The sequence below is a fragment of the Sphingopyxis sp. OPL5 genome (assembly GCF_003797775.2).
Classification (GTDB): domain Bacteria; phylum Pseudomonadota; class Alphaproteobacteria; order Sphingomonadales; family Sphingomonadaceae; genus Sphingopyxis.
Genome location: NZ_CP060725.1, coordinates 4,223,950 through 4,244,795, shown reverse-complemented (window position 1 = coordinate 4,244,795; position 20,846 = coordinate 4,223,950). Strand labels below are relative to the sequence as shown.

Here is a 20,846-nt window from a genome sequence, read left to right as displayed (position 1 = left end):
GCGCATAAGACTGTAACCGACGCTCTCGCCCGCAAGGCACTTTTGCTGGAACGCGCCCGCGACATGCGATCCCATCCCACCGACGCTGAACGTCGGCTTTGGTCGGTCCTGCGCGCCAAACGATTGGCCGAGCTGCGATGGCGGCGTCAGGTCATCATCGATGACCTCTACATTGCCGATTTCGTCTGCTTCGAGCATCGGCTGATCGTCGAGGCGGACGGCGGACAGCATGCGGAAAACGCGTATGATGCCGGTCGCGACGCCTATCTGGGCGCGCAAGGCTTTCGCATCCTGCGTTTCTGGAACAACGATGTATTGAACAATAGTGACGGCGTTGCCGAAGCCATATTGCACGCCATCGATTCTCTTGGCGCGCAGACGCGCGCCGACCCCACTCCCCAACCCCTCTCCCGCAAGGGGAGAGGGGCCTTAGAAGGAGCCCATAATGGCTGACACCAACTACGACCTCATCGTCCTCGGCTCGGGGCCCGGCGGCTATGTCGCGGCGATCCGCGCGGCGCAATTGGGACTGAAAACCGCGATCGTCGAGCGCGAGAATCTGGGCGGCATCTGTCTCAACTGGGGCTGCATCCCGACCAAGGCGCTGCTGCGTTCGGCCGAAATCTATCATTATATGCAGCATGCCGGCGATTACGGCCTGATCGCGCAGCAGATCAGCGCCGACATCGACGCGGTGGTGAAGCGGTCGCGCGGGGTCGCGAAGCAGCTTAGCCAGGGCGTCGCCTTCCTGATGAAGAAGCACAAGATCACCGTGCATATGGGCGAGGGCAAGCTGACGGCGCCGGGCAAGCTCGAGGTGAAGGGCGAGAAGGGCAGCGAAACCCTCACCGCCAAGAACATCATCGTCGCGACCGGCGCGCGCGCCCGCGACCTGCCGTTCGCGCCCGCCGACGGCAAGCGCATCTGGACCTATCGCCACGCGCTCGTCCCGCCCGAAATGCCCAAGAAGCTGCTCGTCATCGGTTCGGGCGCGATCGGGATCGAGTTCGCGAGCTTCTACAGCGACATGGGCGCCCAAGTGACGGTGGTCGAAATGCTCGACCGCGTCGTCCCGGTCGAGGACGCCGATGTGTCGGCCTTCCTCGAAAAATCGCTCAAGAAGCAGGGCATGACGATCTTCACCGGCGCCGGCGTCGAGGAATTGAAGGCGACCGCGACCGGCGTTACCGCGAAGATCAAGACCAAGGACGGCAAGACCGAAAGCGCCGAATTCAGCCACGCGATCGTCGCGATCGGCATCGTCCCGAACACCGAGAATATCGGGCTCGAAGCGCTCGGCGTGAAGACCACCAAGGGCCATATCGACACCGACGCGATGTGTCGCACCAACGTCCCCGGCCTGTGGGCGATCGGCGATGTCACCGCGCCGCCCTGGCTTGCGCACAAGGCGATGCATGAATCGATCATTTCGGTCGAGGCGATCGCGGGCGGCCACCCGCACGCCATGGACCCGCGCAACATTCCCGGCTGCACCTATTGCCGCCCGCAGATCGCGAGCGTCGGTCTGACCGAAGCGAAGGCGAAGGAACTGGGTTACGAGGTGAAGGCCGGCACCTTCCCCTTCATCGGCAATGGCAAGGCGATTGCCTTGGGCGAGTCCGAAGGCTTCACCAAGACCATCTTCGACGCCAAGACCGGCGAACTGCTCGGCGCGCACATGATCGGCGCCGAGGTCACCGAACTGATCCAGGGCTATACGATCGGCAAGACCGCCGAGCTGGTCGAGGATGATTTCATCGGCACCGTCTTCCCGCATCCGACGCTGAGCGAGACGATGCACGAAGGCGTGCTCGCGGCGTTCGGGCGGCCGCTTCACATCTAACCGCAGCCTCGTCATCCCCGCGCAGGCGGGGATCCAGCTGTTCGCAACAAGGAGCTGGGTCCCCGCCTGCGCGGGGATGGCGAAGGAGGATTGATGCCGAACAAGATCAACCGCTTCCTCATCGCCGCCGCCATCCTGCTCGCTGCCGTCATCCTGCTCGGCTTTGCGGTCGTCGCGGGCTGGACGCAGGCGATCGACCTGCGCATCTCGACCGACCTTGTCCTCCATGTCGGCAAGAGCGACCCCGCTTTCATCGCCTTCATGCAGGGCGCGAGCTGGATCGGCGGCGGCGCGGCGCGCTGGGTCATCGTCATCGGCCTGACCGCGCTCGTCTGGCGGCTCTGCGGGCAGCGCTGTGCGGTCGCACTGGCGGGGGCGTCGCTATTGTCGAATCTCGTGTCGAGCCTGCTCAAAATGGCTTTCGGCGTCGCACGCCCCGACCTGATCCCGCATCTCGACCATCAGACGAGCTTTTCCTATCCCAGCGGCCATGCGACGAGCGCCGCGGTCGTCTATCTGATGCTCGCCTGGCTGGTGCCGCCGCGCTGGCGCCGCGCGGCGTGGAGCCTTGCGGGGGTGATGATCGTGCTCAACGGCACCTCGCGCATGATGCTTGGCGTCCATTGGGCGAGCGACATCGTCGGCGGCACGATGCTCGGCACCGCCTTCGCGCTGCTCGGTGCCGCCTGGGTGCGGCGCGGCCGGCCCGCGACATAAGAAAATCCTAACCGCTTGGCGCTATGACCCTCTTTGAAAAGAGGAGGGTCTTCCTATGGGTGGTTCGATCGGCGGGGTGTTCCGCTGGCTGCTGGCGCTGATTCCGGTCGCCTATATCGGTTTCTTCCTGTGGCATTTCATGGGCGTCGGCGGCAATTCGATGGAGGGCATCGTTGGCATCGGACTCGGTCCGACCGTGCTCGGCCTGTCGATCATCGCGCTGCTGTTCCTGATCGGCCCGCTGATCAAGCTGCTCCGCGTCGCGTCGGGCGCGAACCGCGTGCCCGGTGCGGCGGTCAAGGTCGGTGACGACCTGCCGGCGACCGAGGGGTTCGACGCCGACGCCGCTTTCGCGCGCTATATGAGCAAGCGCGGCGAAGCGCCCGCTGTACCCGCGGAAGCGTCGCCGCCCGCCGACACGCCGCGCCCGCAATTCGGCCGCAAGATCGGCTGATCGCCGATGGTGATCGTCCAGTATAGCGGCGGCAAGCTCGTCACCCGCGCGCTGCTGTTTTTCTTCGGCGGCTTTGCGCTGATGGGCACGCTGATCGGCGCGCCGCTCGGGCTCTATCTGATCGCTTATGGATGCCGCGCGCTGTGGAAGGCGATGGCGCCGGACAAAGCGGCGATCACCCAGCATGCGCGCGGCCTCGAAATCCGCACGCTCTGGACCAAGCGTTTCGTCTCCTTCGACCATTATACGCATGTCGGCGCCGAAACGCTCTTCCTCAGCGCCGCTGGCCTGCCGATCCCGGGACCGGTCCTGCTGGTGATCCACAGCGACAAGGGCGGCATCGCCGGCAAGCGCAAGCTGCGCCTCCCGCTCGGTTATCTGAAGCTCGTCGAACGCGCGGTGCCGCTCGTCGGGGAAGCGATCGAAATCTTCGCGATGCCGCACCGCGAAGCGGGTGCCGTCTGGCATAAGGTGCTCGACGAAAAGCGCGCGGCCGAGGGTGGCCCGCCGCCGCCGCGCCAACTCGCCACCGCCGAGGAACGCGCGGCGGCGCGCCGTGACCCGCTCGAGGGCGCCGCCCGCGGCCGTCTCGACCGCCCGCCGCCGGGCAGTTTCGGGCGCAAGGTCGCCTGACCCCTCGACACCGGCGCGCCAGCGGCTAGGCTGGCGCCATGGCTCAAGGCACCCACGACTTCGTCCCCGATCCGCGCAACGACGCGATCCTGATCAACGTCAACGGCACGCTGGTGCCCCGCGCCGAGGCGAGCGTGTCGGTGTTCGACAGCGGCTTCATGCTCGGCGACGGGGTGTGGGAGGGGATCCGCGTCCACGACGGCCGCATGGCTTTCCTCGACCAGCATCTTGACCGTCTGTTCGAAGGCGCGAAGGCGATCGCGATGGACATCGGGATCAGCCGCGAGGCGCTGATCCAGCGGCTCTACGACACGATCGCGGGCAACCAGATGGACGCCTGTCACATCCGCCTGATGGTCACCCGCGGCATCCGCTCGACCCCGTATCAGGACCCGCGCGTCGTAATCTCGCCCGCGACGATCGTCATCATCGCCGAGCATAAGGACCCGCTGCCCGCGACGGTCGAAAAGGGACTGTCGCTGTTTACCGTCCATGTCCGCCGCGGCGACCCCGCGGTGCAGGACCCCAAGCTCAATTCGCACAGCAAATTGAACTGCATCACCGCGTGCATCCAGGCGGCGCAGGCGGGCGCCGATGAGGCGCTGATGCTCGACCCGCACGGCTTCGTCGCGACCTGCAATTCGACCCATTTCTTCATCGTGCGCAAGGGCGAGGTATGGACCTCGAGCGGCGATTATTGCCTCGCCGGCATCACCCGCAGCAACGTCATCCGCATCTGCCGCGAGGCGGGCATCCCGGTGTATGAGAAGAATTTCTCGCTCACCGACGTCTATGGCGCCGAGGAGGCGTTCGTGACCGGCACCTTCGCGGGGGTCGTGCCCGCGCACACGATCGACGGGCGGGTATTGACCGAGGGCCGGGGCCCGATCGTCGAGCGATTGCAAGGTCTATACAAGATATTGATCGAGCGCGATATTTCTGGCGAACTACATGGGTAAGCCGCCCTCCAGATCCCGTTTGTGTCGAGCGAAGTCGAGGCACCGTGCATGACTGAGGGGCGTCTCGACTTCGCTCGACGCGAACGGAAAAGGGGAGGATTCCTGTGACTATCCGCATCGCCATGTGGTCGGGGCCGCGCAACCTGTCGACGGCGATGATGCGCAGCTTCGGCAGCCGGACCGATACCCATGTCAGCGACGAACCCTTTTATGGAGCGTACCTGCGGCACACTGGCGATCCGCAGCCGATGATGGACGAAGTGATGGCGTCGATGGACTGCGACTGGTTTGGCGTCGCGCGCAGCATGACCGGCCCGAACCCCGCCGCGACGCAGATCTGGTACCAGAAACATATGGCGCACCATATGGTCGGCCCCATAAGGCATGACGACCTGCCGGGGCTGCGCCACGCCTTCCTGATCCGTGACCCGGCGCGCGTCGTCGCGAGCTATGCCGCGAAGCGCGTATCGGTACGCCCCGACCATCTCGGCACCGACAAGCAGGTCGAATTTTTCGACCGCGAGGCCGACCGGTTGGGCCATGCGCCGCCGGTGATCGACAGCGCAGACATCCTGCGCGACCCGCCCGCGATGCTCGCGAAATTATGCGCCGCGCTCGGCATCGAATGGGACCCGGCGATGCTGCACTGGCAGGCAGGGCTGCGCGACACCGACGGCATCTGGGCCTCGCATTGGTACGACGCGGTGATGTCGAGCACGGGTTTCGGGGTTCCGGACAAGCCGATCCCCGAACTGACGGCGGAAGCGCAGGCCGTCGCCGAGGCGTGCCGGCCGGATTATGATTATCTGGCGCGGTTCAAGATCGATCTCTGAGCACCAACAAACGTCATCCCCGCGAAAGCGGGGACCCGCCTTCTTCTTCCTTCTTCGTGCCTTTGCGCCTTTGCGTGAGATTTTATTTTTCTCGGACTCACGCAAAGGCGCAAAGGCGCAAAGAAAAGGCGGGTCCCCGCTTTCGCGGGGATGACGAAGCGCTATCGCATTTTCCGCTGTCCTAATTTCCCCGCCTTTGCCATCACGGAAGCGGGCAATAAAAACAGGCGGGTCAAACATGCAATCACGAGTAAAGTTCGGGACTTTTCTGCGGCGAATCGCTTTTGGCGGCACCGCGCTTCTGGCCGTCGCGGCGGCCCCTGCGCAGGCCCAGGACTCGACCGGCCAGACCGTCATCACCGCCGCGCGCTATGTCGATGTGCTGACCGGCAAGACGATCGACTATCCCTCGATCTTCGTCGGCGCCGATGGCCGCATCACCGGGGTTGCCGATGCGCGCACCGTGAAATGGGGCGCGAACGTCAAGCATATCGACCTCGGCGACAAGACGCTGCTGCCGGGCCTGATCGACATGCACGTCCACCTCGACGGCCCCGCTGATATCGGCGGATACAACGGGCTGGAATTCACCGACAGCTTCTGGGGCATGACCGCGGTCAAGAACGCCCACGACATGCTCGACGCCGGTTTCACCACCGTGCGCAATGTTGGCTCTAGCGACCGCAACGACATCGGGCTCAAGCAGGCGATCGAGGCCGGTTATGCGGTCGGGCCGCGCATCGTGCCCGCGGGTTATGCGCTCGGCGCCACCGGCGGCCATTGCGATTCGACCTTCTTCCCGCCGAGCTTCGAAAAGGAGGACGCGAAGAAGGAGGGGATCGGCGATACCCCCGACGAACTGCGCTATCAGGTTCGCCGCCAGCGCAAATATGGCGCCGAGGTCATCAAGGTCTGCGCCACCGGCGGCGTCTTTTCCCGCAACACCGAACCCGGCCAGTTGCAGGTGTCCGAGGTCGAGCTGCGCGCCATCGCCGACGAGGCGCATCAATGGGGCCTGCGCGTCGCCGCGCATGCGCATGGCGCGGCGGGCATCCGCGCCGCGATCAACGCCGGGATCGACACGATCGAGCATGCCAGCCTGGTCGACGACGAAGGCATCCGCCTCGCCGTCGCGCGCAAGCAGCCCGTGTGGTTCTCGATGGATATCTATAACACCGAATATACCCAGGCCGAGGGTGCGAAGAACGGCGTGCTTGAGGATAATCTGCGCAAGGACCGCGAGATCGCACAGGCGCAGCGCGACAATTTCCGCAAGGCGCACAAGGCCGGTGTGCGCATGGTGTTCGGCAGCGATGCGGGCGTGATGCCGCATGGCCAGGTCGGCAAGCAGTTCCGCGTCATGGTCGAATATGGGATGACCCCGATCGAGGCCATTCAGGCCGCAACGCGCAACGCCGCGCAGGCGCTGAACCGCGAAAAGGATGTCGGCGCGATTGCGGTCGGCCGCTACGCCGACATTATCGCGGTCGACGGCGATCCGCTGACCGACGTGCGCCAGCTCGAGGATGTCGATGCGGTGGTCAAGGGCGGGGTGCTGGTGAAGGGCGGCTGATCACCGTCGCCTCCGTGAAGGCGGGGGCCGCTATCGGCCTTTTCCGGCTTCGTTGAATAGATCTCCAGCGGCCCCCGCCTTCGCGGGGGCGACGAGGGCGCTCAGTAAACCACCAGCTTGTCGACGATCGCGTCGCGCATCTCGGGGGTGAAGTTCAGCACCGTCTCGGCATAGGTCGCGATGTCGCCATGGTCGCGGCGCACCGTCGCCAATGCGGCCTCGAGAAAGATCGGATTGACCGACATCAAAGTGCGGATCGCGTCATCGGGGATGTCCGCATTGTAGCGCGCCCGGATGACATCGCCGCCCTGCGCGATCCGCTCCTCGATGTTGCCAGCACTGTTGGTGAGCAGATAATCGTGCATCAGATCGTCCTCATGCACCCCGAGCAGGCGGTGGACGATCGCCACGGCAAAGCCGGTGCGGTCCTTGCCCGCGACGCAATGCACCAGGCTCGGCGCGTCATATTCGGCGAGCGCGGCGAGATACAGGCGCAGCGTCGCGACCAGCACCGGGCGGTACGGCATGCCGGCATAGGTATCGATCATCCGCGCCCGTGCGGTTTCGTTGTCGATCGTGCCCTTGGCGGCCTGCAGATGCGGCGCGAGGCCCGCGGTGTTGCCGTCGGCGAACAGCACCCGCGCCGAAAAGCCGTCGGACCTTTTGCACGGGTGTGCGGCGCGCTCGTCGTCGCCGCGCAGGTCGACGATCGTCTCGATCCCCAGCGCGTCGACCGCGCCAAGGTCGGCCGGGGTCGCATCCTGATGGTGCGCCGAGCGCCACAGCATCCCGCTGCGCAGCTTGCCGCCGCCCTCGACGTCATAGCCGCCATAGTCGCGGAAATTGTGGATGCCGGACAGCGGCAGGACGCGCTCGGCGAGCATGGTCAGTCTCCTGTAAAAACGGGGGGGCGTTTTTCGACGAAAGCGTTGATCGCCTCGCGGTTGTCGGCGGTTTCGTGGACGATCGCCTGATAGGCGGCGCTGAGTTCGAGGATGTCGCTCATCCGGCTGTGCTGCGCCTCGCGGAGCAGCCGCTTGGTGAGCCGCAACGCGCGCGGCGGGTTGCACACGATGCGCTCGGCGATGGCGATCGCGCGGTCGAGCAGTTCCTCGTCGGGCACCACCTCGGTGACGAGGCCGTACTCCTTGGCCTGCGCCGCGTCGAAGCGGTCGCCGGTCAGGAACAGTTCGGCGGCGCGCGGATAGCCGAGGATCTTCTGCAGCAGCCACGCCCCGCCATCGCCGGGGACGATGCCGACCTTGATGAAGCTGCACGCGAATTTCGCGCTCTCGGCGGCAATGCGGATGTCGCAGGTGCAGGCGAGGTCGGCACCGAGGCCGATGGCATGGCCGTTGACCGCGGCGATCATCGGCACTTCGCAGTCCATCAGCGCGCGGATCACCGCCTGCACGCCCTTGCGGTAGTTGGCGCGCGTCGAATCGGGCTGGTCGAGCACCCCGATGCCGGTGCGGTCCTGCATGCCCTTCAGGTTCCCACCGGCGCTGAACGCTTTGCCGCTGCCGGTGAGGATGATCGCGCTGACGCCACGGTCGTCGCCCAGCGTGCGCAGCGTGTCGATGATGTCCTGGCAATCCTCGTGCGTCCCGATCGCATTCATGCTCTCGGGCTTGATCATCGTCAGGATTGCGATCTTGCCGCGCCGCTCGACGCTCAGAAATTCGCCCATTATTCTCTCCTTATCGGCAACCCGCAGGCTACGCCTCGCGGCCGCCGCGTGCAAGTTCAGCGCACCGCGCCGCCGCTGCGCAGCGCCGCGATTTTGTCGGCATCGTAACCAAGCGCTGCGAGCACCGCATCGCCGTCGCCACCGACCGCCGGGGCGGGACGCGGGGTGTCGTTGACCGTCGCCGAATAGCGCGGGGCAGGGGCGGGATGCGGGACGCCCGCGACGCTGACGAAGGTCTCGCGCTCGACATTGTGCGGATGGTGCGGTGCCTCGCTCAGCGACAGCACGGGGGCGAAGCAGACGTCGGTCATCTCCATCAGCTCGCACCACTCGTCGCGGGTCTTGGTGGCGAAGAGCGCGGCGACCTTTTCCTTCTTGGCGGGCCAATTTTCCTGGTCGTCCTGCACGTCGAAAGCGGGGTCGGCGTCGAGCCCGGTCTTGGCGCGCAGCAGCGCGTAAAATTGCGGCTCGATCGACCCGATCGATATGAACTTGCCGTCGCTGCAGGTGTAGGTGTCGTAATAGGGGGCGCCGCCGTCGAGACGGTTGACGCCGGCCTCGTCCTTGAGCGCGCCCGCGGCGTGGAACCACCAACTCATGCCCGCGAGCAGCGCCGAACCGTCGGTCATCGCGCAGTCGATCACCTGGCCCTCGCCGGTCTTCGCCGCATGGAGCAGCGCGCTCGACATGCCGAAGGCGAGCATCATGCCGCCGCCGCCGAAATCGCCGACATAATTGACCGGCGGCACCGGCTTGCCGCCGCGCACGCCGACGGTGTGGAGCACGCCCGACAGCGAGATATAGTTGATGTCATGGCCGGCAGCTTGCGCATAAGGACCGAACTGGCCCCAGCCGGTCATGCGGCCATAGACGAGCTTCGGATTGTCCGCGAGCAGCACATCGGGGCCGAGGCCGAGCCGCTCCATCACGCCGGGGCGATAGCCCTCGATGATGCCGTCGGCGCTTTTGCACAGGTCACGCGCGGTCTGGACGGCTTCGGGGTTCTTCATGTCGAGCGAGATCGAGGTGCGGTTGCGCGACAGCGGATCGCGCGGGTCCATGAAGCCGCCCGGGCGGTCGATACGGATGACCTCGGCGCCATGATCGGCGAGCATCATGCCGCAGAAGGGGCCGGGACCAATGCCGGCGAATTCGATGATACGGATACCCTGAAGCGGACCTGCCATGTCTTTCTTCTCCCAATATGTCGCTTTGGCCATGCCGACGCAAAAGGGGCAGTGCAAGGGCGAAGGAACCCTTAGGAGGGAAAGGATTTCTTTGCTCCCAGGGCGCCGTGCGGGATGCGAACAGGGCGGCTGCGCCAAATGTTGCACTAATGTGCCAGCCAACTTCAAAATGTCGCCAAACTGTCAGGCTTCCGCAGCCCGGCTGTCACCTCATGCCCGTATCGCGCGGCCATGGAACGGGCATCCATCGCACTCGATCGCCGCGGCTTCGCCAAGGGGCTGATGGCCGCCGCCTTCGCCGGGCTAGCGCTGCACAGCCGCCATGTTTCCGCTGCGATGCTGGCCGAAGGGCAGGGCTTCGGGGCGCCGATCCCCGACCCGGCGCGGCTCCTCGACCTGCCAAAGGGCTTTTCGTACAAGATCGTGTCGCAATATGGCCAGCTGATGAGCGACGGGCGGCAGGTGCCGAACAGCGCCGACGGCATGGGCTGCACCACCTTGCCCGACGGACGGCTGTGCCTGATGCGCAATCACGAGCTTGGCGCCGACGAGCTGAAGCACGGTGCCTGTCCGGTGGGGGCCGCAGGCGATGCGGCGGCGTTCGACTGTTACCGTGCGGGAAGCGGCGAGGCGCTGCCCGGCGGCGTCTCCACGATCATCCTCGATCCCGCGACCCTCGACGTCGAGGAACAATATCTCTCGCTCGTCGGCACCATCTATAATTGTTCGGGTGGCATCACCCCCTGGGGCACATGGCTGAGCTGCGAGGAAGATGTTTCGCGCGGCGGCGGGCTGCACAAGGAAGACCATGGCTGGGTCTTCGAAATGCCCGTCGCGCCGGGCGGGCTGGTCACCGCCGAGCCGATCAAGGCGATGGGGCGTTTCAACCATGAGGCCGCAGTCGTCGATACCCGGAGCGGCGCGGTCTATATGACCGAGGACCGACAGGACAGCCTCTTCTATCGCTTCGTTCCCGCGGTGCCGGGACAGCTTCGCAAGGGCGGACGGCTGCAGGCGCTGGCGCTGGTCGATCCGGCGCTCGCCGACACGCGCAACTGGACGCGGCCGGTGCTGGCGAGCGGCGGCTGGCACGATGTGCGCTGGATCGACCTCGGCGACCCCGAAAGTCCCAAGGACGATCTGCGCAAGCGCGGCGCGCGGGCCGGTGCGACGATCTTCGCGCGCGGCGAGGGGATCCATGGCGGCGATGGCGAGATTTATTTCACCTGCACCTCGGGCGGTCCGGCACGGCGCGGGCAGATCATGCGTTATCGCCCGTCGCCGGCCGAAGGGACGGCGGCCGAGACGGCGCAGCCGGGGCAATTGCAATTGTTCGTCGAAACGACCGATCCCGCGCATTTCAGCTTCGGCGACAATCTGAGCGTTGCGCCGAATGGCGACCTGATGGTGTGCGAGGACCGGCGCGGCAGCCGCCCTGACAATTGGCTGCGTGGGGTGACGCCGGAGGGGAAGGTCTATCCCTTTGCGCGGGTGAGTGCGGCGACCAAGGTGTCGGGTGTGTGCTTCGCGCCCGACGGTAAGACGATGTTCCTGAACCTCTACAACCCCGCGCGGACGATCGCGGTGCGCGGGCCGTTCTGATCGAAGCCCCTCCCGCAAGGAGAGGGGCTTCGCTTCAGGATCAGATGCGTTCGATGATGATCGCCGGCGCCATGCCGCCTGCGGCGCACATGGTGACGAGGCCGTAACGACCGCCCGAGCGTTCGAGTTCGTCGAGCGCGGTGCCGATCAGGATCGAGCCGGTGGCGCCGATCGGGTGGCCCAGCGCCATCGCGCCGCCGTTGATGTTGACCTTTTCGCGGTCGAGTTCGAGGTCACGGATGAACTTCTCGGCGACCACCGCGAACGCCTCGTTGATTTCCCAGACGTCGATGTCGGCGACGGTCAGCCCGGCCTTTTCGAGGACCTTCTTCGCCGCGGGGACCGGGGCGTTGAGCATCAGCGTCGGGTCGTCGCCCTGGTTGGCATAAGCGACGATGCGGGCGCGCGGCTTCAGGCCGTGCTTGTCGGCATAGTCCTTCGAGGTCAGGAGCAGCGCCGCGGCGCCATCGACGACACCCGACGAGTTGCCGGCGTGATGGACGCCTTCCCATTCGAGGCCGGGATAGACGCGCTGGATCTGCTTGCCGAAGGTCACCCCGCCGCCGAGGTCGAAGTCCTTGAGCGCGCCGAAGCTCGCCTTCAGGCCGGCGAGGCCTTCGGCGGTAGTTTCGGGGCGGGGGAATTCCTCGCGGTCGAGCGCAACGCTGCCGTCTTCGTTATAGACCGGCACCACCGACTTGGCGAAGCGGCCTTCCTTGATCGCGCGGTCGGCGCGCTGCTGGCTGACGAGCGCGAGCGCGTCGACGGCTTCGCGGCTGATGCCTTCCTTCGCGGCGATCGCGTCGCCGCACACGCCCTGGTGCGACTGGGGGTGGATGGCGTCGAGTGCGGCGTTGCCCGACCCCATGCCGAGCGGCTTGAGGCCCGCATTGGCTTCCTCGGCACCGATCTGCGCGGTGTAGCTCATCATTTCGGTGCCGCCGGCGATGACGCAATCTTCCATGCCCGACATCACGGTCGCCGCAGCGAAATTCACGCTGCTGATGCCGCCGCCGCAGAAGCGGTCGAGCGTCGTGCCCGAGGCCTTGGTGTCATAACCCGCGGCGAGCGCGGCCATGCGGCCGAGGTCGCCGCCCTGCTTGCCCTTTTGGGTCGAGGTCGACCAGATGATGTCGTCGACGGTCGCGGTGTCGAGATTGTTGCGATCCTTGATCGCCTTCAGCACCGTCGCGGCGAGATGCTGCGGGTGGAGATGCGACAGCGCGCCCTTGCCGGGCTTGCCGATCCCGCGCGGGGTGCGGACGGCGTCGATGATATAGGCTTCGGACATTTCACAGGGTTCCTTCTTCGAGGGGAGTTTTCGGATTAACGCGGGGCCATGCGGATCGCGCCGTCGAGACGGACGGCCTGGCCGTTGAAATAGCTGTTGCGGAGCATCTCCATCGCCAGGCTGGCATATTCCTCGGCGTGGCCGAGCCGCTTGGGGAAGGGGACCGACGCGCCAAGGCTGGCGAGCACCGGTTCGGGCAACCCCGCGACGAGCGGCGTCTTGAACACTCCGGGCATGATCGAATTGACGCGAATCCCAAGGTCCATCAGGTCGCGCGCCATCGGCAGCACAAGCCCGTTCACGCCCGCCTTCGCCGAGCCATAGATGACCTGGCCGATCTGCGCGTCCTGCGCCGCGACCGACGCGGTGAGGACGATCGCGCCGCGTTCGCCGTCTTCGAGTTCAGGCAAGGTCGCCATGCCCTCGGCCGAGATCGAGGCGATGCGGTAGCTCGCGGTCAATATGCCGGCGACGCCAAAGGCATAATCCTCGGTCGGGGTGCGGCGGAAACTGCCGCTCGTCTTGTCGAAGGCAAGCGTCTTGCCGCGGCGCGAGGTCATCGCGCAATGGACGCAGATACGCTCCTGCCCGTGCGCGGCGCGCGCGGCGGCATAGCCGTCGAGTACCGATTGCTCGTCGGTGATGTCGACATGGACAAACAGGCCGCCGATCGATGCGGCGACTTCTTCGCCGAGCGCGTCGTTGATGTCGAAGATGGCGACCTTGACGCCCTGCGCCGCGAGCGCCTCTGCGGTCGCGCGGCCGAGGCCCGATGCGCCGCCGGTGACGACGGCTGCGGTGGTGGAATCGATCTTCATGCGCTGGCCCTCCTCAGGCCGGAATCTGGTTGAACGCGACGCCCTTGTCGGGGCGGTGGTCCTGCGGCAGGCCGAGGATCTTTTCCGCGATCGTGTTGAGCAATGTTTCGTCCGAACCGCCCGCGATGCGGCCGGTGGGGGCGTTGATCCAGCTTGCCGTCCAATCCTCCTTTTGCGAGGCGTGGTCGTCATAGGCAAAGCCGCCCGACCCCTGCAGGTCGATCGCAAGTTCGGACAATTTCTGGCGCGAACGCACCGCGACCAGCTTGTTCAGCGAGCCTTCGGGGCCTGGCGTCATGCCCGCCTGCATCAGCGCCATCGCGCGCGCCGTGATCGATTGCAGGCCGCTGCGCATCGCATAGTTGCGCGCGATCTGCTGACGGATGCGGCCGTCCTCGATCGCGGGCTTGCCGTTGAGTTCGGTATTTTTGGCAAGGTCGACGAACAGGTCAAGGTGCGGGCCGAAGCCGCCGCTGTCGGTCGCGACATAGCGTTCGATCATCAGCGTCGCGATGGCAACGGCAAAGCCGCCACCCACCGGCGACATACGGTGATCGTCGGTGATCTTCACATCGTCGAAAAAGACCTCGTTGACGTGGCTGTCGCCGCCGACCAGCTTGATCGGGCGGACGGTGACGCCCGGCGCCTTCATGTCGACCCAGAAATAGGTCAGTCCCTTGTGCTTGGGCACATTGGGATCGGTGCGCACGACGATGACGCCATAGTCGCTATATTGCGCCCAGCTAGTCCATACCTTCTGGCCGTTGATCTTCCAGCCGTTGCCGTCGGCCTCGGCCTTGGTGCGCAGGCCGGCAAGATCGGAACCGCCCGAGGGTTCGGAGAAGAGTTGGCACCAGATTTCCTCGCCCTTCAGCGCCTTCAGGACGCGGGTCTTCACGAAATCCTTGTCGCTGCCGAACTGCATCAGCACCGGGATCGGCATGCCGAGCGAGATGCCGAAATAGAAGCTGGGGAAGCCGTGCTTCATTTCCTCGCTGTCGAAGGTGACCTTTTCGAGGTGCCCGAGGCCCTGGCCGCCATAGTCGACCGGCCAGTTGATGCCTGCGTAACCCGCGTCGAACTTGGCGCGCTGATATTGGCGTGCGACGGCGAGGTCTTCCTCGACGCTCAGCCCCTTGCGGGCTTCCTTGCCGAAGGTCGGGACCATCGATTCCAGCCAGGCCGCGGCCTTGGCGCGATACGCTTCGAGATCGCTCATGCAGCTTCTCCGGTCAGGCGGTCGACGAGGATGTCTTCCCAGAACAGCAGATTGCCCTGTTCGATCGCGAGGCTGCGCGCGCGGCGGGTGTGGAGGTGGAGCCCGAGTTCCCAAGTCACCCCGATGCCGCCGTGAATCTGCACGCAGTCGCGCGAAGCGGTGTCATAGGCCTCGGTCGCCGAGATGCGCGCCGCGGCGGCGGCGGTGACGAAATCGGCCTGTCCCTCGCGCGATGCCGCATGGATGCAGTTGGCGCGCGCCAGTTCGACGAAGCCGTAGAGTTCGGCGATGCGGTGCTTGATCGACTGGAAGGCGCCGATGACCTGTCCGAAGGCGCGGCGGGTGACGGCATAGTCGCGCGCGATTTCCATCATCGCTTCGGCGCCGCCGGTCTGTTCGTGCGCGGTGATCACCGCCTGCAGGGCGAGGATGTGCAGCGCCGCCTCGCGCGCCGTGCCCCCGATGACCAGCGTGTCGGCGGGCGTGCCGGCGAAGGTCAGGTCGGCGTAGAGGCGGCTGTTGTCGAAGCTGTCGATCGCGCTGCGCGTGACGTTGGCCAGGTCGGCCACCACGAGCACCGGCATGCCGGGGCCATTGGCATAGACGACCGCGATATCGGCAGCGAGTCCGCCTGCGACGCCGGTCGATGTCCCGTCGAGGCAGTTATCGGTGAGCGTCACGCTCGGCAGCACCGGCAGCGCGTTCGATCCCGCGGCGAAAGCAATCGCACCGATCGTCTCGCCGCTGGCGAGGCCGGGTAGATATTTCGCTTTCTGCTCGTCGCTACCGTAAAGCTCGATCGCCTTGGCGGCGCCGAAGCTGCCGGTGAGGAAGGGCGCGCCGCTGAGGCTGCGGCCCGCTTGGTGCGCGATCAGCCCGAGTTCGACGAGGCCGAGATCGAGCCCGCCATAGGCTTCGGGAAGGGCGAGGGCGGTCCAGCCTTGTTCCTTCGCGGTGGTCCAGAAGCCGTCGTGGAATTTTCCGGTGGTTTCGAGCAGCGGCAGCAACTCGTCCTTGTTCATCCGGGCTTCGAGCACGCGCCGCGACTCGGTCGCGATCGCCTGTTGCCCTTCGTCGTATAAAATCGACATGCGCGTTCGAGTCCTCACCCTATGTGTTGAGACCATGACCGGACGTTGACGTAAACGTCAAGTAGAATTGCCGCTACGGCTATCGGACGGTGAATTTCTTGGCCTTGTCGGCCATCAGCGCGGCGCGGTCGACCTGCGGCACCCCGACCGGATTGCCGATCTGGCAATATTTCAGGCCCTGTTGCATCGCGACCGAGCGGGGGAGGTCGAGCGATTCCCAGATCGCCTTCACCGAACCCGCGGTCGCCGCGGGCGGCTTGGCAGCGATCGCGGTCGCCAGTTCCTGCGCGCGCGGCCACAGATCCTCGAGCGTCGTAATCTCGCTGACCAGCCCTATGCGCAGCGCGGTCCCCGCGCCGATTCGTTCATCATTGCCGAGCAGCACCATGCGCAGCACGTCGTGCAGCGGCATATGATAGGTCATGCCGATCGGCTCGAGCGCGCTCGTCATGCCATAGGTGACATGCGGGTCGAAGAAGGTCGCTTCTTCGGAACAGATGATGATGTCGCTCTCGTTGAGCCAGTAGAAGGCGCCGCCAGCCGCCATGCCATGGACTGCGGCGATCACCGGCTTCCAGCATTTCATCGACTTGGGGCCGAGGTAATTGCCGGGATCCTCGCAATGCCAGATATTGGCAAGGTCGACGACGGTTCCGCCTTCCTTCTGCGATTCCTTGACGTCGACCCCGGTGCACCAGGCCTTGCCCGGCGCCGCGCGCAGCACGACGCAATGGACGTCATCCTCGCGGCCAATCCACTTCCACAGATGCTCGAATTCGTCCATCATCCGCTTGGTGAAGCTGTTCATCGCGTCGGGGCGGTTGATCGTGATCGTCGCGATATGGTCGGCGACGTCGACCAGGATGGTTTCATATTGCATGACGGTGCTTCCTCTCCCGGCCCGGTTATCGCTGAGCGCTCATGGTTGACCTAGTTATACAACTCGCTATGACACAGACCGATATGAAGGGGCAAGGCCTGCGATGAATTTCGACCTTAGCGATGAACAGAAAATGCTCGGCGAGCAAGCCCGCGTGCTGCTTTCCGACCTGTCGCCGTTCGACCGGCTGCGCAGCCTGATCGATTCGGGCGCCGAATGGGACGAACCCTTGTGGCGAGCGCTCGCCGAAATGGGCTTCCTCGGCGCCGCTATTCCCGAGGACCATGGCGGACTGGGGCTCGGCGCGCTCGATCTCGGCGTCATCATGGAGGCGCTGGGCGGTGCCAATGCGGCGGTGCCCTTCATGAGCTCGATCATCCTCGGTGCCGAGGCGATTCGCCTTGCGGGTAGCGACGCGCAGAAGGCGGCGTGGCTGCCCAAGCTCGCGAGCGGCGAGGCGGTGGCGACCTTCGCTTATGCCGAAGGACCGGGGCCGGTATTCGCGAGCGGGGCGACGCTTGAAGGCGGCAAGCTCAACGGCAACAAGTCGCCGGTTGCCGACGCGGGCATCGCCGACATCGCGGTCGTGCTCGTCGCGGGCGGCACCTTCGCACTCGTCGAACTGAATCAGCCCGGCGTCACCCGCACGCGGCTCGACAGCTTCGACCAGCTCCGCCCGCACTACCGCCTCGACTTCGCCGATGCGGTTGCCGAAGCGCTGCCCGGCGCGGGCAAGCTCGACCAGCTGATCGACCAAGCCGCGGTGCAGGCCGCGTTCGAAGCCTCCGGCGCTGCCGAAGCCTGCCTCACCATGGCGCGCGACTATGCGATGGAGCGGCAGATGTTCGGCCGTCCGCTCGCGGGCTATCAGGCGATCAAGCACAAGCTCGCCGATGTCGCGGTCGCGACCGAACTCGCGCGCTCCAACGCTTATTATGGCGGCTGGGCGGCCGAATCGTCGCCCGATGACCTGCCTGCGGCAGCGGCGGCCGCGCGCCTGTCGGGGATCAAATGCCTCGAAATCGCGGCGCGCGAGAATCTGCAGGTCCATGGCGGCATCGGCTACACCTTCGAGGCGAACTGCCATTTCTATTACCGGCGCGAGCGGATGCTCGCGGTGCATCTCGGCAACCGCGGTTTCTGGGCCGACCGCCTGCTGAACGCCCAGCCGGGCAGCCAAGGGAAAGCGGCGTAAGATGGATTTCAACGACAGCCCGGCGGAAGCCGCCTTCCGCGCCGAAGCACGCGCCTGGCTCGCCGCTCACGCCCCCGCGCACGTGCTGACGCCCGGTGAGAAGATGCCCGACACCGAAGAGGCCGATCGCGGCCGCGCCTGGATGCGCGCGCTTTACGCCGGCGGCTGGTCGGGACTGACCTTTCCCAAGGCGCTCGGCGGGCGCGGCCTGTCGGGACCCGAAGCGGTGATCTTCGCCGAGGAAGAGGGCAAATATCAGCTGCCCAAGGGCCCCTTCACCTCGATCGGCACCGGCATGGCGCTGCCCGTCATCGCGAAGCACGGCAGTGACGAACAGAAAGCGCGCTTCATCGAGGCGACGCTGAAGGGCGACACCACCTGGTGCCAGCTCTTTTCCGAACCCGCCGCTGGCTCGGATCTTGCCGCGCTGCGCACCAAGGCGGTGCGCGCCGACGATGGTAGCGGCGACTGGATCGTCAACGGCCAGAAAGTCTGGTCGAGCTGGGCGCATCTGACCGACTGGGGCATCCTCGTCGTGCGCACCGACCCGACCTTGCCCAAGCACAAGGGGCTGACCTTCTTCGTCGTCGACATGAAGACGCCGGGCATCGAAACCCGCCCGATCCGCCAGATTTCGGGGGCGAGCGAGTTCAACGAAACCTTCCTCACCGACGTCCGCATCCCCGACGCCAACCGGCTCGGCGCCGAGGGCGAGGGTTGGGCGTGCTGCATGACGGTGCTGATGGGTGAACGGCTCGGCTCGGGCGCGCATCGCAGCGGGGTCGAGCCGCTGATCGACTATGCCGCCGCGACCCCCGATGGCCATGGCGGCACGATGCTCGACGACCGCGCGATCCGCCAGCAACTCGCCGAGGCGCTGGCCGAGGAGCAGGGCGAACGCTTTTTCCAGGCGCGGCTGCGCACGATGGTGTCGAAGGGCGAGAACCCCGGCGCGCTCGCGGGCATGGTCAAACTCGCCTATGCCGGTCGCTACCAGAAGACCAACGGCCTCGCGCTCGAACTGCGCGGCCTCGCGGGCATCGCGCCCGAGGCCGGGGATACCGCGACCGGCGACGTCCAGTACGACTATATCTATTCGACCGTGATGCGCATCGCGGGCGGTGCCGACGAGGTGCTGCGCAACCAAATCGCCGAACGCGTGCTCGGCATGCCCGGCGAGGTGCGCATGGACAAGAATGTGCCGTTCGAGACGTTGAAGGGTTAAGTCCCAATCCTCGTCATTGCGAGGAGCCGAAGGCGACGCGGCAATCCAGAGTGGCGTAAACCGCCCTGGATTGCTTCGCTCCGCTCGCAATGACGAGTGTTGGAGAGCTACGCCGCCCGCCGCCGCGCTTCCGCCGCCTTTGCCAGCGGCCCCGCCAGATCCTTCTTCAGGATCTTCCCGTTCGGGTTGAGTGGCATGTGATCCATCACCACCAAGGTCCGCGGCACCTTGTTGTCGCCGAGATGCGCCTTGCAGAAGGCGATGATGTCGTCGGCGGTCGCTTCGCCGCAGCCGGGGCGCAAAGTCACCGCCGCCGCGATATCCTCGCCCAGCACCTCATGCGGGACGCCGACCACCGCCGCCTGCTGGACCGCGGGATGCAAATGCAGCACCGTCTCGATCTCGAGCGGGGTGATGTTGTAGCCGCCGCGAATGATCAGTTCCTTCGACCGGCCGGCCATGATCAGATCGCCGTCAGCATCGACGAAGCCGAGGTCGCCGGTCTTGGTCCAGCCGCCCTTGAAGCTCGCTGCGGTCGCTTCTTCATCGTTCCAGTAACGCCGTGCATGCTTCTGCCAGCCGTAGATCTCGCCGACGACGCCCGCTTCGGTGATGACATTGCCGCCCTCGTCGCGGATCTGCATATGCGCGGGTAGCTTGCCGACGCAGCCGGGTTTGAGCACCTGTTCCTGGCTGGTCGTGCCCAAGCCCACGCCGCCCTCGGACATGCCATAGCTGTTACGTATGCGCAGGTGCGGCCACAGTTCGGCCGCGCGCTTCACCGAATCATGCGGCAGCGGCGCGGTGCCGGTCATCAGATATTTGACTCCCTCCATGTCGTAATCGGCGACATCGGGATGATCGAGCACGAGCCGCAGCATCGACGGCACCAGGTAGACAAGATTCGGCCGCTTTTCCTTCGCCAGCTCCAGAAAGCCCTTCGGATCGAATTTCTGCTGGGTGATCGCGGTCGCGCCGCCGCGCGCGGGCAGCATCACGATGCCGATGTTGCCGCCGGACCCGGTGAGCGGCAGCGCGTTCAGCGTCGAGCGCGAGCGGTCCATGTTGAGGCCGGTGACGCCGGTCATCAGATCGGGGTGCGATATCACCACGCCCTTGATCTTGCCGGTCGTGCCCGAGGTGCCGAGGATTTCGGCGTCGGCCGCCGGGTCGAGGCTCGTCTGGTCGGGCAGCGCCGCGATATCGCGCGGCATGGCATCGACGCGCCAGCAACCGGCAAGCGGCACATCCTTCATCAAATCGGGCGCATCGGTCAGGCAGAAGCGCGGTTCGCACAAGGCCGCATAATCGGCGATTTCCCGCGGGTTGAGGCGCGTGCTGATCGGGCAGGCGATGCCGCCGGCGCGGAACACCGCGAACACCGCGATCGCCATCTCGATCGCATGCGCATTGCTGATCGGCAGGAATACCCGGTCGCCGGGAACCAGCCCCGCCGCCGCCAGCCCGCCGCCCACTTCGTCGGCTTCGCGGTCCCATTCGGCGAAGGTGATTTGCCGCCGCGTGTCGTCGTGCGCGATGTCATTCGACTGGTGCGTCGCGCGCACCTTCAAGGCATCGCTGATGCGGCGAACTTCCATTGCGGCTTTATCCCCTTGCGTCATTCTTGAGCATGTAT

The 20,846-nt window shown here is 65.8% G+C and carries 20 protein-coding genes; 11 read left to right on the top strand and 9 right to left on the bottom strand.

Translation table 11 applies throughout. From position 1 onward, the window contains the following. The first annotated feature begins 42 nt into the window (after positions 1 to 42). The 8 genes from EEB18_RS20420 (at position 43) to EEB18_RS20385 (ending at position 7,012) form a co-directional block, all read left to right on the top strand. Entirely contained in the window at positions 43 to 453 is a 411-nt protein-coding gene (locus EEB18_RS20420) for an endonuclease domain-containing protein (protein WP_262408021.1), read from the top strand. Continuing rightward, the gene (gene lpdA / locus EEB18_RS20415; RefSeq protein WP_187139862.1) at positions 446 to 1,843 is read left to right on the top strand and encodes a dihydrolipoyl dehydrogenase; all 1,398 of its coding nucleotides are present in this window, start codon (positions 446 to 448) and stop codon (positions 1,841 to 1,843) included. The genes EEB18_RS20420 and lpdA overlap by 8 nt, the downstream gene beginning before the upstream one ends. Before the next feature lie 93 nt (positions 1,844 to 1,936). Then, positions 1,937 to 2,560: a phosphatase PAP2 family protein gene (locus tag EEB18_RS20410; RefSeq protein WP_187139863.1), complete on the top strand. Its 624-nt coding sequence runs from the start codon at positions 1,937 to 1,939 to the stop codon at positions 2,558 to 2,560. A 55-nt stretch (positions 2,561 to 2,615) separates the two neighbouring features. Continuing rightward, positions 2,616 to 3,014, top strand: a complete 399-nt coding sequence (locus tag EEB18_RS20405; RefSeq protein ID WP_187139864.1) for a hypothetical protein — start codon at positions 2,616 to 2,618, stop codon at positions 3,012 to 3,014. A 6-nt stretch (positions 3,015 to 3,020) separates the two neighbouring features. Further along, positions 3,021 to 3,647, top strand: a complete 627-nt coding sequence (locus EEB18_RS20400; RefSeq protein ID WP_187139865.1) for a hypothetical protein — start codon at positions 3,021 to 3,023, stop codon at positions 3,645 to 3,647. A 38-nt stretch (positions 3,648 to 3,685) separates the two neighbouring features. Continuing rightward, a complete protein-coding gene (locus EEB18_RS20395; protein WP_187139866.1) occupies positions 3,686 to 4,606 on the top strand; it encodes an aminotransferase class IV in 921 nt (306 codons plus the stop codon). A 104-nt stretch (positions 4,607 to 4,710) separates the two neighbouring features. Next, positions 4,711 to 5,439, top strand: a complete 729-nt coding sequence (locus EEB18_RS20390) for a sulfotransferase (protein WP_262408020.1) — start codon at positions 4,711 to 4,713, stop codon at positions 5,437 to 5,439. Positions 5,440 to 5,677: 238 nt separating this feature from the next. Continuing rightward, entirely contained in the window at positions 5,678 to 7,012 is a 1,335-nt protein-coding gene (locus EEB18_RS20385; RefSeq protein WP_187139867.1) for a metal-dependent hydrolase family protein, read from the top strand. 101 nt (positions 7,013 to 7,113) lie between these two features. On the opposite strand, the gene EEB18_RS20380 is transcribed toward EEB18_RS20385, so the two are convergent. From EEB18_RS20380 to EEB18_RS20370, 3 genes are read right to left on the bottom strand one after another with little or no spacing between them, the layout of a single operon-like run. Next, positions 7,114 to 7,896, bottom strand: a complete 783-nt coding sequence (locus tag EEB18_RS20380) for a tyrosine-protein phosphatase (protein ID WP_187139868.1) — start codon at positions 7,894 to 7,896, stop codon at positions 7,114 to 7,116. A 2-nt stretch (positions 7,897 to 7,898) separates the two neighbouring features. Then, complete coding sequence (locus EEB18_RS20375; protein WP_056347641.1) at positions 7,899 to 8,702, bottom strand: crotonase/enoyl-CoA hydratase family protein; 804 nt, start codon at positions 8,700 to 8,702, stop codon at positions 7,899 to 7,901. A gap of 56 nt (positions 8,703 to 8,758) precedes the next feature. Continuing rightward, entirely contained in the window at positions 8,759 to 9,889 is a 1,131-nt protein-coding gene (locus EEB18_RS20370) for a CaiB/BaiF CoA transferase family protein (protein ID WP_187139869.1), read from the bottom strand. A 231-nt stretch (positions 9,890 to 10,120) separates the two neighbouring features. On the opposite strand from EEB18_RS20370, the gene EEB18_RS20365 reads away from it, so the two are divergent. Beyond that, complete coding sequence (locus EEB18_RS20365; protein ID WP_187139870.1) at positions 10,121 to 11,491, top strand: alkaline phosphatase PhoX; 1,371 nt, start codon at positions 10,121 to 10,123, stop codon at positions 11,489 to 11,491. Positions 11,492 to 11,531: 40 nt separating this feature from the next. On the opposite strand, the gene EEB18_RS20360 is transcribed toward EEB18_RS20365, so the two are convergent. The 5 genes from EEB18_RS20360 to EEB18_RS20340 form a co-directional block, all read right to left on the bottom strand. Next, entirely contained in the window at positions 11,532 to 12,782 is a 1,251-nt protein-coding gene (locus tag EEB18_RS20360) for an acetyl-CoA C-acetyltransferase (RefSeq protein ID WP_187139871.1), read from the bottom strand. Between the two features lie 35 nt (positions 12,783 to 12,817). Continuing rightward, entirely contained in the window at positions 12,818 to 13,600 is a 783-nt protein-coding gene (locus EEB18_RS20355) for an SDR family oxidoreductase (RefSeq protein WP_187139872.1), read from the bottom strand. Between the two features lie 13 nt (positions 13,601 to 13,613). Beyond that, entirely contained in the window at positions 13,614 to 14,819 is a 1,206-nt protein-coding gene (locus EEB18_RS20350; RefSeq protein ID WP_187139873.1) for an acyl-CoA dehydrogenase family protein, read from the bottom strand. Beyond that, positions 14,816 to 15,910, bottom strand: a complete 1,095-nt coding sequence (locus tag EEB18_RS20345) for an acyl-CoA dehydrogenase family protein (RefSeq protein WP_187139874.1) — start codon at positions 15,908 to 15,910, stop codon at positions 14,816 to 14,818. Before EEB18_RS20345 ends, EEB18_RS20350 begins: the two co-directional genes overlap by 4 nt. A gap of 79 nt (positions 15,911 to 15,989) precedes the next feature. Further along, positions 15,990 to 16,790, bottom strand: coding sequence for an enoyl-CoA hydratase/isomerase family protein (locus EEB18_RS20340; RefSeq protein ID WP_056347628.1), 801 nt, complete (start codon positions 16,788 to 16,790; stop codon positions 15,990 to 15,992). 103 nt (positions 16,791 to 16,893) lie between these two features. Between EEB18_RS20340 and EEB18_RS20335 the strand changes: the two genes are divergently transcribed. Both EEB18_RS20335 and EEB18_RS20330 read left to right on the top strand, forming a co-directional pair. Beyond that, positions 16,894 to 17,985 carry an acyl-CoA dehydrogenase family protein gene (locus EEB18_RS20335; protein WP_187669040.1) on the top strand — a complete coding sequence of 364 codons (1,092 nt, stop codon included), beginning with the start codon at positions 16,894 to 16,896 and terminating at the stop codon, positions 17,983 to 17,985. Between the two features lies 1 nt (position 17,986). Beyond that, positions 17,987 to 19,210, top strand: a complete 1,224-nt coding sequence (locus tag EEB18_RS20330; protein ID WP_187139876.1) for an acyl-CoA dehydrogenase family protein — start codon at positions 17,987 to 17,989, stop codon at positions 19,208 to 19,210. A 107-nt stretch (positions 19,211 to 19,317) separates the two neighbouring features. On the opposite strand, the gene EEB18_RS20325 is transcribed toward EEB18_RS20330, so the two are convergent. Further along, positions 19,318 to 20,808, bottom strand: a complete 1,491-nt coding sequence (locus tag EEB18_RS20325; protein WP_187139877.1) for a class I adenylate-forming enzyme family protein — start codon at positions 20,806 to 20,808, stop codon at positions 19,318 to 19,320. Positions 20,809 to 20,846: the final 38 nt, after the last annotated feature.